Here is a 211-nt window from a genome sequence, read left to right on the forward strand (position 1 = left end):
CAGCAACCCCAGCACGATGTAGCCGGCAATGCGCACATCGATCAGCGCGCGCTGATACGCCTGCAACGGCGGCAACCCGCGTGAACGCAGATGGCGATTCTTCAGCACGAACATCCGTTTGTAGCCCACTGTCGCCCGGCGTTCCAGGTCCGCCAGTTCGTCACGCACCTGCAGCAGTAGCGGCGCTTCTTGCAGCACCGCATCGGCGTGC

General features: G+C 64.0%; 1 protein-coding gene. It reads right to left on the bottom strand.

The window, feature by feature from the left end:
* A partial coding sequence (locus AYR66_RS29170; protein ID WP_206046998.1) for a hypothetical protein occupies positions 1-211 on the bottom strand: 211 nt, incomplete at both ends.

This window comes from Noviherbaspirillum denitrificans (genome assembly GCF_002211445.1).
In the GTDB taxonomy this organism is placed as follows: Bacteria; Pseudomonadota; Gammaproteobacteria; order Burkholderiales; family Burkholderiaceae_D; genus Noviherbaspirillum; species Noviherbaspirillum denitrificans.